The 12,216-nt window shown below is 68.1% G+C and carries 13 protein-coding genes; all 13 read right to left on the reverse strand.

The window, feature by feature from the left end; genetic code table 11:
* The coding region (locus BTN82_RS17965) for a PHP domain-containing protein (protein WP_148169591.1) at positions 1 to 590 on the reverse strand (590 nt) is incomplete at its 3' end.
* A complete protein-coding gene (locus BTN82_RS17970; RefSeq protein ID WP_075120465.1) occupies positions 587 to 2,002 on the reverse strand; it encodes a Y-family DNA polymerase in 1,416 nt (471 codons plus the stop codon). The genes BTN82_RS17965 and BTN82_RS17970, both read right to left, overlap by 4 nt.
* A 7-nt stretch (positions 2,003 to 2,009) precedes the next feature.
* Positions 2,010 to 2,627 carry a translesion DNA synthesis-associated protein ImuA gene (gene imuA, locus BTN82_RS17975; RefSeq protein ID WP_075120466.1) on the reverse strand — a complete coding sequence of 206 codons (618 nt, stop codon included), beginning with the start codon at positions 2,625 to 2,627 and terminating at the stop codon, positions 2,010 to 2,012.
* A complete protein-coding gene (gene lexA / locus BTN82_RS17980; protein WP_075120467.1) occupies positions 2,627 to 3,244 on the reverse strand; it encodes a transcriptional repressor LexA in 618 nt (205 codons plus the stop codon). The genes imuA and lexA overlap by 1 nt, the downstream gene beginning before the upstream one ends.
* A gap of 329 nt (positions 3,245 to 3,573) precedes the next feature.
* Positions 3,574 to 3,855, reverse strand: coding sequence for a DUF971 domain-containing protein (locus BTN82_RS17990; RefSeq protein ID WP_075120469.1), 282 nt, complete (start codon positions 3,853 to 3,855; stop codon positions 3,574 to 3,576).
* A complete protein-coding gene (locus BTN82_RS17995) occupies positions 3,852 to 4,814 on the reverse strand; it encodes a HEAT repeat domain-containing protein (protein WP_075120470.1) in 963 nt (320 codons plus the stop codon). Before BTN82_RS17995 ends, BTN82_RS17990 begins: the two co-directional genes overlap by 4 nt.
* Complete coding sequence (locus BTN82_RS18000) at positions 4,811 to 5,659, reverse strand: ABC transporter ATP-binding protein (protein ID WP_075120471.1); 849 nt, start codon at positions 5,657 to 5,659, stop codon at positions 4,811 to 4,813. Before BTN82_RS18000 ends, BTN82_RS17995 begins: the two co-directional genes overlap by 4 nt.
* Positions 5,659 to 6,441, reverse strand: coding sequence for an ABC transporter permease (locus BTN82_RS18005; protein WP_075120472.1), 783 nt, complete (start codon positions 6,439 to 6,441; stop codon positions 5,659 to 5,661). Before BTN82_RS18005 ends, BTN82_RS18000 begins: the two co-directional genes overlap by 1 nt.
* Positions 6,442 to 6,666: 225 nt before the next feature.
* Positions 6,667 to 8,073: an ABC transporter substrate-binding protein gene (locus BTN82_RS18010; RefSeq protein WP_186828416.1), complete on the reverse strand. Its 1,407-nt coding sequence runs from the start codon at positions 8,071 to 8,073 to the stop codon at positions 6,667 to 6,669.
* Positions 8,074 to 8,196: 123 nt separating this feature from the next.
* Positions 8,197 to 8,442, reverse strand: a complete 246-nt coding sequence (locus tag BTN82_RS18015) for a ferredoxin family protein (RefSeq protein WP_003180418.1) — start codon at positions 8,440 to 8,442, stop codon at positions 8,197 to 8,199.
* A 48-nt stretch (positions 8,443 to 8,490) separates the two neighbouring features.
* Positions 8,491 to 10,224, reverse strand: a complete 1,734-nt coding sequence (locus BTN82_RS18020) for a fumarate reductase/succinate dehydrogenase flavoprotein subunit (RefSeq protein ID WP_075120473.1) — start codon at positions 10,222 to 10,224, stop codon at positions 8,491 to 8,493.
* The gene (locus BTN82_RS18025) at positions 10,221 to 10,982 is read right to left on the reverse strand and encodes a GntR family transcriptional regulator (protein ID WP_075120474.1); all 762 of its coding nucleotides are present in this window, start codon (positions 10,980 to 10,982) and stop codon (positions 10,221 to 10,223) included. Before BTN82_RS18025 ends, BTN82_RS18020 begins: the two co-directional genes overlap by 4 nt.
* 312 nt (positions 10,983 to 11,294) lie before the next feature.
* Entirely contained in the window at positions 11,295 to 12,182 is an 888-nt protein-coding gene (locus BTN82_RS18030; protein WP_075120475.1) for a Dyp-type peroxidase, read from the reverse strand.
* Positions 12,183 to 12,216: the final 34 nt, after the last annotated feature.

Here is a 12,216-nt window from a genome sequence, read left to right on the forward strand (position 1 = left end):
GGGTCCTGCAAGGCCCGGCGCCCACGCACATGCATGTGCACATCGCCGCAAGCCACCGCGGCAATACCCACCTCCCGCGCCAGGGCCAGCAAACCGGCCAGACGGCGGTCGTCGTCCTGGCCGCAGTGCAGCTCCACGGCCAGCCACAACCGGTCGGCGAACACCTGTCGCAGCCAGCGCCCGGTGTCCTGTTCCCCCGCGTCTGGCTGCCCGTCCGCCCGCCACAGCGCCAGCAGCCCCGGCACAGGCTGCGCGAAGTCTTCGCGCAGCACCCGGTACTGGCCCTTCGGCGCCCGGCGCCGGGCCTGGGTGATCAGCCGGCACAGGTTCTGGTAACCCTCCAGGTTCTCCACCAGCAGCACCAATCGGAGACCGTCGTCGAGGCGCATTTCGCTGCCGACGATCAGCGCCAGACCGCTCTCCTTCGCCGCCTGCCAGGCGCGGACGATCCCGGCCAGGCTGCACTCGTCGGTGATCGCCAGGGCCTCGTAGCCCTGGGCCGCCGCGCGCTCGAACAGCTCGCGGGCACTGGAGGCCCCGCGCTGGAAACTGAAATTCGACAGGCAGTGCAGCTCGGCGTAGCCGCTCATGCGAACCAGCCCTGCAACAGCAGCGGCCCCGCCTCCCCCACCGTTCGATAGGCCCAGCCCTGCTGGCCGCCGCGGGTTTCGACCAGGTAGTAGTCGCGGCGCACGTCGCCGCCGTCCCACCAGCCGGACTCGATGCGCTCCGGGCCCCTGAGGATGCGCGCCGCGCCCTGCGCCAACGCCTGCGGTTCGCGCAACAGCCAGCCCGGGCGCCGCGGCCCGGGCAACCACGCAGCGGCCTGGCTGTCGCCGAGCGGCTGCCAGCTGCACTCGGGGCGATGGTCGGCGTGAAAGCGCATGCCGTGCACCGCCTCGTCCCCCAGGCGGGCGCGCAGGCGTTCGCGCAACTGCTCCCAAGGCAGGGACTGCTGCGGGCGCTCGTCGAACAACTCGCGGTGCTGCGGTACAAAGCGCGGCAGATCGTCGGCCACCAGGCGCACGCTGCGCACCGGCGCCGGCACCTGGACCTGCTCCAGGCGCCCGCGCGCCAGCTCGAACAGCATGGCCGGCTCGCGCTCGGCGCTGAGCAAGCCGACCTTGACCAGGGTGTCGGGCCGTTCGGCGTGTTCCAGGTGCAGGTCGAAGCGCTGCACGCCGCTGTCCCGCCCGCAGAGAAACGCCGCCAGGTCGCCGCTCAGGCGGCGCAGGGGAAACAGCAGGGCCTGATGGGACAACACATCGAAATTCAATTCGATGCGCAGGTCGAAACGGTCCGGCGGCTGATAGAACGCCAGCGCCAGGGAGCGCTCGCCCAGCAAGGTATCCAGGTGTTTGAGCAGGCCCGCGGCGAAACGCCGGGCCAGGGTTTCCCGCGGCAGCGCGCGGACCTGGGCGAAGGTGCGCAAGCCCATGCGCGACAAGGCGGTGGCCGCGCCCGGTTCCAGGCCCAGGCGCTCGACGGGCAGGCGCCCCAGGGCCTGATGCAGCTGTTCCTGGTCCATCACCGCCAGCCCGTCGTAGGCATTGGCCAGCACCCGGGCCGCCGCCGGGTTCGGCGCGGCGACGATGCGATGGCGAAAGCCCAGCGCATTCAGCTCCTGGCGCAGCCGTGCCTCCAACTGCGGCCAGGGGCCGAACAGGCCCAGGCTCGATTCGATCTCTAACACCAGGGTGCGCGGGTAAAACACGCTGACCTGGGAACTGAAACGGTAGGCCCAGGCCGCGAGAAACTGCTGCCAGCGGGCGATGTCCTCGGCGTCGTATTCGGCGCAGGCAAAGGCCTTGCTCAGGGCCTGGGCCGCGGTCAGCGACTGCCCGGGGCGCAGGCCCAGCTCGCGGGCCGCGGCATTCACCGCCTGGATCGCCCGGCGCTGCGGCGTGCCGCTCACCAGGGCCAGCGCGGCCTCAGGCTCGGAGCGCTGACGCAGCGCCGCGTCCAACGCCAATTGCGGGAACAGGATGCACACCCAGCGCATGGCAACCTCAGTGCCCCGGGGCGAAGGCAATCGGCGCCGCATGGGCCAGGCCGCCGCGGCACTTGAGCACCCGCAGCCGCGCCGGCCGCGTCTCCACGGCAAGACGCAGGGCCGCCGGCGAGGGGTTGATGGCCTCCTTGAGGGAGCGGTAGGCAAAGCCCAGGGTCTGGCCGGTTTCGGCCGCCACCTGCAAACGCCGCAAGGCGCGGTCGTCGGCCTGCTGCGGCCAACACAGCACGGCGCCGCAACTGCCCGAGCGCAGGCACTGTTCGGCCGCCCACAGGGCATCGCGCTCGGCGGCCTGGATCACCGACAGCTGGCGCAGGTCGACCCCGGCGTTCTGCCAGGCCTGGGGGTACGGCACATGGGGCGGCGCCACCAGCACGATGCGCTCGCCGGCAGCGGACAGCCGGGCCAGGGTCGGCCACAGCAATTGCAGCTCGCCGACGCCCGGGGCGGCGGCGAGGATTTCCGTCAGCGCCGCCTCCGGCCAGCCGCCGCTGGGCAAGGCCGCGTCCAGCAGGGCGTGGCCGGTGGGTTGCGGGCTGGCGGCGGGCGCCGTCGGCCGGCCCTTCCACACCCGGCCGGCATTGAACAGCGTCTCCAGGGCAACGACGGCGCCCATCAGCCTTGCCTCACCAGGCCGCAGAACACCCCTTCGATGGCCAGGTCCCGGTCTTCGCCGACCAGGATCGGCCCATAGGCCGGGTTGCGCGGCAGCAGGCGCACGCCGTCGGCCAGGCGCTCGAAACGCTTGATGGTGACTTCGCCGTCGAGCCGCGCCACCACGATCTGGCCGTTGCGCACCTCGCTGTCGCGGCGCACCGCCACCAGGTCGCCGTCGAGGATGCCGTCCTCGATCATCGAGTCGCCCTGGACCCGCAACAGGTAATCGGGCGCGCGGGAGAACAGCGCCGGGTCGAGCAGCAAGCGGTCGTGCACCTCGGCATCGGCGCCGATCGGCCGGCCGGCGGCGACCCGGCCGAGCACCGGGATGTCGAGCAACTCGGGGCGCGGCGGCTGGTTGAGCAGGCGGATGCCCCGGGCCTGATGGGGGTTGACCTCGATGAAGCCGGCTTCGGTGAGGGCCACCACATGCTTGCGCGCCACGCTGCGCGAGGCGAAACCGAAGGCCTCGCTGATTTCAGCGAGGCTCGGGGGCTGGCCGTGTTCGGCGATGCGGTCGCGGATAAAGGTCAGGATGGCACTGCGGCGGGGAGATAAGGTTGTCATGGAGTACATTTGTACTCCTCTCGGATTTTTCTGACAATAGCCGCCAGTCAGCCCAGCCTGCGGCGGACAGCTTTCAACCGCGTCATCCTTCATCGCGAGCAAGCTCGCTCCTACACAAAGCAGACCGCGTACGCCCCTGTAGGAGCGAGCTTGCTCGCGATGGCCGCACCGCCGAACGCCCGGCACACTGCGTCATCGTTCATCGCGAGCAAGCTGCGCTCCTACAACAAGCAGACCGCGTACGTCCCTGTAGGAGCGAGCTTGCTCGCGATGGCCGCGCCGCCGAACGTCTGGCACACCGCGTCATCGTTTATCGCGAGCACGCTGCGCTCCTCGGTTCAGGCCATTTGCGCAAGGTAGGCCCAGGGATAGATGCCACGGTCGTGGCCGTCGCTGAACACCAGTTGCAGGCCGTAACCCTGGGGGTGGATATGCAGCAGCCGCAGGCGCGCGTCGACCCTCGGCCGCAGCCCTTGCAAACGCAACGCCCGGCATTGCGCGCAGGGGCACTGGCGGCGCAGTTCCACATGTTCCAGGCGCTGCTCGCGCCCGTCGCCCCAGGTCAGTTGCAACTGCCCGCGCTGCCTGGAATTGCCGATCGCCTGCGGCACGCCATTCATGACAACTGCCCCAGGGCGATGCGTACCGCCTTGCGCACTTCCGGATCGCCGTCGTGTTCGGCGGCGAGCAAGGCCTCGCGGGCGCGGGCATCGCCCAGCTCGCCGAGGGCCAGGGCGGCCTCCTTGCGCAGATTGCTGATGCGATGGCCCAGGGTGTCGATCAGCGCCGCCAGCGCCGGGGCATGGCGCAAACGCCCGAGGCTGCGGGCGGCGCGCAGGCGCACCTGCCAGTAATCGTCTTGCAAGGCAGCGATCAGCGCCGGGCCGGCCTCGGGCTGGCCGACCTTGCCCAGGGTGGTCGCCGCCTCTTCGCGCACCTGCCAGGCCGAATCCAGCAACGCCTGGGCCAGGGCCGGCAACACCTGGGCGTCGCTGGCCAACCCCAGGGCGCCGGTGGCGGCGCGGCGCACGTCGGTATCGGGATCGCTGCTGGCCAGGCGCGCCAGGGCCGGCACGGCTTGCAACTGCTTGAGCCAGCCGAGCACGGCCACCGCTTCGCGGCGCACCCCGGCCTCCGGATCGTCCAGGGCCCGGGTCGCGGCCTCGGCAGCCTCGGCATGGCGCAGCTCGCGCAAGGCACGGAAGGCCGCGACCCGCACCCGGGGCTCGGCATGCCCGGTCCAGGGCAGGATCACCCGGCCCGCCGCGCTGCTTTTCAGCAGGCTCAGGCTTTGCGCGGCGGCTTCCTGCACGCTGGCGTCCGAATCGGTCAGGGCCTCGCACAGCGCCGCCACCACTGGCTCGTCCTCCCAGGCTTCGAGCAGGCGCGCGGCTTCGGCGCGCACCTCCACGGCCGGGTCCTGGCGCAGCCGGTCCACCAGCCACACCAGGCCTTCGGGCTCCTCGAGGTCGGCCAGCTCGATCAGGGCGATGCGCCGCACGCCCGGGTCGCTATCGGTCAGGCGCCCGTGCAGGGCGCGGATGTCGTCATGGTCGGTATCGCGGAAAAAGTCGCTCATATGGCAAATCGCGCTCGGGCATGTTCAAGGGGCAGCCCGAGGGGGTCCAGGCGCGGCAATTGCCGGCCTTCCTCGTGCCGCAGGAGTTCGAGGCAGTGACGCTTCAGGCGGGTGAATTCGTGGCGGGTCACCAGTTCGCTGGTGCGCGGCCGGGCAAAGTCCAGGCGCAGGTCCTCGATGATCCGTCCGGGGCGCGGGCTCATCACCAGCAGGCGATCGGCGAGGAACAGCGCCTCGTCGATGTCGTGGGTGACGAACACCACGGTGGTGCGGATGCGCGTCCAGATCTGCAACAGCAGCTCTTGCATCTTCAAGCGGGTCAGGGCGTCGAGGGCGCCGAAAGGCTCGTCCATCAGCAGCAGTTGCGGGCGGTTGATCAGCACCCGGGCGATCTCCACCCGCTGTTGCATGCCGCCGGACAGCTGGTCCGGCCAGCGCCCGGCGAACCCTTCAAGGCCGACCAGGGCCAGCATCTCGTCGGCCGCCACCTGGCGCTCGGCCTTGGGCCGGCCGTGCATCTTCAGGCCGAAGGCAACGTTGTCGCGCACCGTGCGCCAGGGAAACAGCGTGTGCTGCTGGAACACCATGCCCCGTTGCGGCGACGGGCCCTGTACCGGCTGGCCGTCCACCAGCAGCCGTCCATGGCGCGGTTGCAGGTGCCCGGCCAGGGCGCCGAGCAAGGTCGACTTGCCGCAGCCGGAAGGCCCGAGAATGCACACGAACTCGCCGGGTTCGATGCGGCAGTCCAGGCCCTGCACCGCCTCGAAGGCTTGCGCGCCCTGGCCCAGGGCAATGGAAACCTGCTGGATATCGATGCGCCCAGCGGCGACTGGCACAGCGCTCATCAGGCATGCCCTCGTACTCGATGCCAGGGCGTGAACACCGCGCCCAGGCGTTTGATCAACAGGCTGCTGCCCATGCCCAGCACACCGATCAGCAGCATGCCGACCACAATGTCCGGGTAGTTCTGGAGGGTGTAGGACTCCCAGGTGTAGTAGCCGATGCCGTACTGGCCGGAGATCATTTCCGCGGTCACCAGGCAGAACCACGAGGTGCCCATGCCGATGGCCAGGCCGGTGATGATGCTGGGCGCGGCGCCCGGCAGGATCACTTCCAGAAGCAGTGCCCGGCGCCCTGCCCCGAGGCTTTTCGCCGAGGCCAGCAGGCGCCGGTCGACGCCTTCGACGCCGTGCACGGTGTTGAGCAGGATCGGGAACAGCGCACCGGTGAAGGTGATGAAGACCATCGACAGCTCCGAGGAGGGAAACATCAGGATCGCCAGGGGAATCCAGGCCACCGCCGGGATCGGCCGCAGCACTTCCAGGGGCGGCAGCAACAGGTCCTCGGCCCAGCGCGAGCGGCCCACGGCGATGCCCAGCGCCACGCCGACCAGCGCCGCCGCCAGGTAACCGGCGAACACCCGGCCCAGGCTGCTGCCCAGGTGCCGCGCGAGCTTGCCCGAGTCGCCCAGGCCCAGCGCCGCCTCGAGCACCGACAGCGGTGTCGGCACGTTGGCGAACGTCACCAGGCCGAGGTTCCAGTGCTGGCTGGCGGCGAGTTGCCAGAACAGCAGGCAGAACAACAAGGAGGCGCCGCGCGCCGTCCAGCGAAACAAGGGTTCAGACATGGGTTTGCACCTGTAAATAGCGTTGCCGCGTCATCGTTCATCGCCCTCCTGTAGGAGCGAGCTTGCTCGCGATGGCCGCACCGCGGAGTGTCTGGCCTAACGCGTTATCGTTCATCGCGAGCAAGCTGCGCTCCTACACAAGAGCAGGTCGTGCACGCCTCCTGTAGGAGCGAGGCTTGCCCGCGATGGCCGCGCCGCGGAACATCTGGCATGCCGCGGCATGCATCAGCGGCTGGCGACGGCCGGGGCTGTGGCGGCGGCGAAGTCGAAGACCTGGCCGCCCTGGGCCGTGGCGTATTGCTGGGCCTGGCCCTTGAGCAGGAACGCGCTGAGGCGCCCCTTGGCGTCGCTGGCGAACCAGGCCTGCTCGGCCAGCAGCTTGATCCCGCTGTCGCTGGCCTGGGCGTAGACGGCACGGATGTTCTTGCCCTCCTGCTTGAGGCGCTCGAGCGCGGCGAAAGCCCCTTGCGCCGAGGCGTAGCTGCGCACCGTCGGCTCGCCGCGAACCCAGATCTGCGCCACCCGGCTGAAGTCGTCGATCGGCTGGCCGCTGGCCGCGTCCTTGACCTGGAGCGGGGTCTGGGCGTAGTCGGCCAGCTGTGCGTCGTAGTCCAGGTTCGAGGCCTTGAACGCGGCGCGGATGTACTGGTCGTCGATAAAGGTCTTGAGGTCCAGGCCGCGGTCGGCCTTCTTCAGCAGCTTGAGGGTTTCGATGGCGGTGCCCACGGCCTGACGGTATTCGGGCTTCCAGGTCAGGTCGCGGGTCTGCACGCCCAGTGGGCCATGGAACAGGTAATTGACCTCGGCATCGACCCCGGTGACCTTGGCGATCAGCTCGCTGTATTGCTCCGGCTCGGCGGCCAGCAGGCGGTTGGCCTCAAGGCTGGCGCGTAGGTAGGCGACGACGATTTCCGGGTATTTTTTCGCGTAGTCCGCATCCACCAGCGCGCCGTGGAAGGTCGGCGCGCCGGCCTGGGAACCGTCGAAAATCTTGCGCGCGAAACCGCGGCTGGGGAACAGCTCGGCGAACGGCACGAAGTCGGCGTGGGCGTCGATCTTCCCGGCCTGCAACGCCGAGCCGGCGACCTCCGGCGGCTGGGCGATGATATTGACGTCCTTGAGCGGGTCCCAGCCCTGGGCCGCCACCGCGCGCAGCAACATGCCGTGGGCGGTGGAGGCGAACGGCACCGAGATGGTCTTGCCCTTGAGCTCGGCCAGCGACTGCACGCTGGAGGCGCTCGGCACCACGATGCCGTTGCCGCTGCCCTTGATGCTGCCCGACAGCACGCTGATAAACAGGCTGTGCTTGCCTGCGGCCTCGAAGGCCACGCCGTTGAAGGTACCGGGGAAATCGGCCATGGCGCCGAAGTCGAGCTTGCCGGCGACCATCTCGTTGGTCAGCGGCGCGCCGCTGGTGAAGTTTCGCCACTGCACCTCATAGGTGGCGTCCTTGTAGCGGCCGTCATGGGGCAGGTATTTTTCCAGCAATCCCAGCTCGCGGATCAGCAGGCCGCCGGCCGCGCAATTGATGGTGGTGTCCTGGGTGCCGATGGCCACCCGGATGGTTTCGGCCGAAGCCGACAAGGTCAAGGAAGCCAGTACCAGACCGGCCAGGGCTGCACGCAACAACATGGTTTTTTCCCCTCGAATCGTTAATAGGTATTCGTCTCCGCCGCGATCAGGGCGCGGTGGGAAACGAGGGGTAGGCAAAGCAGGCGTCCGGTGTCGCCGGATAGCGTTTTAGTGCGCTGGCGCTCAACGCAACAGGTAAGGAATCTCGACCTTAACCGCGCCGGTCGGGCAGTCCTTTTCGCAAGGCATGCAGTACCAGCATTCGTCGAACGCCATGTAGGCCTTCTGGGTCGCCGGGTTGATCGCCAAGAGGTCCATGGGGCAGACGTCGACGCACACGGTGCAGCCTTTGTGGGCGATGCACTTGTCCTCGTCGACCGTGACCGGCGCGTTGGAGCGGAAGAAGATTTCCTGGGGCTGATAGGCCATTTCACGGGTTCCCTGGAGCCTGGGGCTCTCTCAAATAGTCACGGTGTTTCAGGCCGCGTCGGCGCCCACCCGCAGCCGGTCGTAGGCCTGCATTTCCTCGGCGTCCAGCGGGATGATGTATGGCTCCACCGGCTTCTTGAAGCTGCTCATGCGCCCGTCTTCGCCCTTCTTCAGGTGGCAATGGCAGAACCAGTCGCGGTCGTTGCGCAGCGGGTGGTCGACCCGGTGGTGGTACAGGCCCCAGCGGCTTTCGGCGCGGAACAGCGAGGCGCGGGCGGCCATCTCGGCGCAGTCGCGGATCATGCTGACTTCCATGGCGCGCATCAGTTCGTGGGCGTTGTGCGCCTTGATCTGGTCCAGGTCGTGCCGGATGGCGTCGAAGCGTTGCAGGCCGATCTGCATCTTCTTCGTCACCTTCGGCGGTTGCAGGTAGTCGTTGACGAAACGCCGCAGCTTGTACTCGACCTGGGCCGGCGGCAGGCCATGTTCGCGCTCCAGCGGCGCGTAGACCCGTTGTTTCTCGCGCTCGATCTGCCCGGCGTCCAGGGCCGAGAACGCGCGCCCGGCAACGAAATCGGCGGCGTTGCTGCCGGCGAACCAGCCATAGGTGAAGGCGCCGAGCATGTAGTTGTGCGGCACCGCGGCCATGTCGCCGGCCGAGTACAGGCCCTTGACCGAGGTCTCGGCGCGTTCGTTGACCCACACCCCGGACGCCGAATGGCCGCTGCAGAAGCCGATTTCCGAGATGTGCATCTCGACCATCTGGCTGCGGTAGTCGGTGCCGCGGTTGGCGTGGAACTGGCCGCGGCTGGGGCGCTCGTTGCTGTGCAGGATCTCTTCGATGTTCTGGATGGTTTCCTCGGCCAGGTGATCGAGCTTGAGGAACACCGGGCCGTTGCCGCTTTCCAGCTCCTGGTGGAACTCCCACATCATCTGCCCGCTCCAGTAGTCGCACTCGATGAAGCGCTCGCCCTTGTTGTTGGCGGTGTAGCCGCCCAGGGGCCCGGTGACGTAAGCGCAGGCCGGGCCGTTGTAATCCTTGATCAGCGGGTTGATCTGGAAGCATTCCAGGTTCGCCAGTTCAGCCCCTGCGTGATAGGCCATCGAATAACCGTCGCCGGCATTGGTCGGGTTTTCGTAGGTGCCCATCAGGTAGCCGGAGGCCGGCAGGCCCAGGCGCCCGGCGGCGCCGCACGCGAGGATCACCGCCTTGGCCTTGATCACGTGGAAGTCGGCCGTGCGGCAATCGAACCCCATCACCCCGTTGACCGCGCCCTCCGGGTCCGTCAGCAGCCGGGTGCACACCAGGCGGTTGCTGATGCTGACCCGCGCCCGCTTCAACTGGCGGTACAGCACCTTCTTGATGTCGTGGCCCTCGGGCATCGGCAGCACATAGGCGCCCATGTGGTGGACCTTCTTCACCGCGTAGTCGCCGGTTTCGTCCTTCTCGAACTTCACCCCCCAGCGGTCCAGTTGCTCGATCGTCTCGAAGCTGTGGCGGGCATAGGCATAGACCGCCGCCTGGTTGACGATGCCGTCGTTGGCGATGGTGATTTCCTTGGTGTACTGCTCAGGTGTGGAATGCCCGGGGACGATGGCGTTGTTCAGGCCGTCCATGCCCATGCTGATGGCGCCGCTGCGCTTGACATTGGCCTTGTCCACCAGCAGCACCCGCAGCTCGCGGTTGCGTTCCTTGGCCTTGATCGCCGCCATGGGCCCGGCGGTGCCGCCGCCGATCACCACGAGGTCGTATTCCTGTTCCAGGGTGTTTCTGCTGGTCATGGCCGCGCCCCTTTCTGCCGGTCGATCCGCAGGCGGTACTGGAAGGCATCGCCGCGGTAGTAAAGATGCTCGAAGTCCACTGGCTGGCCGTCGGCGGTGTGGGTCAGGCGCTCGATACGCATGATCGGCGCGCCGGCCTCGACGTTCAGCGCCTGGGTCAGCTCGCTGTCGGCCAGCACCGCGTCGATGGCCAGGTCAGCGTGGCCAAGCGCCAGGCCGCAGTCGTTTTCCAGGATCAGGAAGATGTCGCGGGTCACCAGGTCGGCCTTCTCCAGGCGCTCGCCCAGGGCCTGGGGCAGGTAGGTGATTTCCAGGGACACCGGTTCGCGGTTGATCAGGCGCACGCGCTTGATCTGCGCCACGGTCGCGCCCTCCTCGACCGCGAGGCGCTCGGCCACCAGTTTGTCGGCCTTGATGAACTTGAAGCTGCGCAGGCGGTTGATCACCTCGTAGCCGCGGCCGGTCATGGATTCGGCGAGGCCTTGCAGGGTGCTGACGTTCTGGAAGGTCTTGGGCTTGGCGACAAAGGTGCCTTTGCCGTGGATCTTGAAGATCAGCCCTTCCTTCTGCAGGTCGCCCAGGGCCTGGCGCACGGTGATGCGGCTGACCTTGAACAGCGCGCCCAGCTCGCTCTCCGAAGGCATCTGGCTGTCCTGGGGGTATTCGCCGTCGAGAATCCGCGCGCGCAGCAGATCGCGCAGTTGGGTGTGCAACGGCACGCTGGCCAGGGACAACAGGGGTTTGGCGGTATCGGTCATGAGATCACTTGTCATAACGAGTTATGACGTGATCTTAGAGAGCGGCTGCCGGCCTTGAGAAATACTGTTTGCGCATAAGGTTAGAAGCACGCAGGCCGGAGCCCGTCATCGTTCATCGCGAGCTGCGCGCCTACAACAGGCAGATCGCGTATGCCTCCTGTAGGAGCGAGGCTTGCCCGCGATGGCCACGCCGCAGAACGTCTGGCATACCGCATCATCGTTCATCGCGAGCAAGCTGCGCTCCTACACAAAGCAGACCGCATACGCACCCTGTAGGAGCGAGCTTGCTTGCGATGGCCACGCCGCCGAACGTCAGGCGCTGGCGTGCAGGGCCCGCAGGTCGAGGCGGCCGTCGCGCAGCGGCGGGCACCAATAGTAGCCGCCGGTCAGCGGCCGGCTCATGCGGTACAGGCCGTCGACGATGCCGTCTTCCAGGCCGCTCATGCGCCGCAGCTGGACTTCGAAGGCCTGCAGGCTGTGACCGAAGGCGAGGAACATCAGGCCACCCTTGTCGCCTTCGATCCATGGCATCGAGCGGCGCACCATGAAGGCCTCGGGCGTGAAGCTTTCCTGGGCGGTGCGCTTGACGTGGGCCGAGTCCGGCGCGTCGTCCAGCTCTTCGTTGTCGCTCAGGCGCCGGCCGATGATGTTGTCGCGCTCCTCCTGGTGCATCGCGGCAAAGCCCTTGAAGTCGTGCTGCCACTGCTGGATCGCGGCGAAGCTGCCGCCGCGCAGGCCCTCGTCGCCCTCGGCCAGGGCCGCGGCGACGGCGTCTTCATCGTGGGGGTTCTCGGTGCCGTCTTCGTAGCCGGTGAGGTCGTGGCCGGTCTTGTGGCGGAAGGTTTCGTTCATTTGCACCCGACGCAGCGCCGGGGCCAGCGCGGCCTCCAGGGCATCGCTGCGGTGCAGCAGCTCGCCGCGATCCTCGCCATGCAGCCAGACCCATAGCGCGTGCTGGGTCGATGGGTTGTCGACGCCGACGCCGGTCAAGGCCGGAAATGCCTTGAGGCCCTGCACCCGGGCGCCCAGCGCCTTGACCAGCGAGGCGCCAAAGCCCACTACCGCCGCTTTCCCGTCCACCAGCGCCTGCAAACGGTCGATCGCCGCCGGCAGCGCCTCGACGGATTCGAGGGCGAAAAACAGGTGGCGAGCCTGGGTCGGAACAGGGGTGGCAAGAATGCCCGGCTGGTAGTAACTCATGACGACTCCTTGAAGAAAGCCCGAAGTTTACCCG

The organism is Pseudomonas chlororaphis, assembly GCF_001921865.1.
GTDB lineage: Bacteria > Pseudomonadota > Gammaproteobacteria > Pseudomonadales > Pseudomonadaceae > Aquipseudomonas > Aquipseudomonas chlororaphis_D.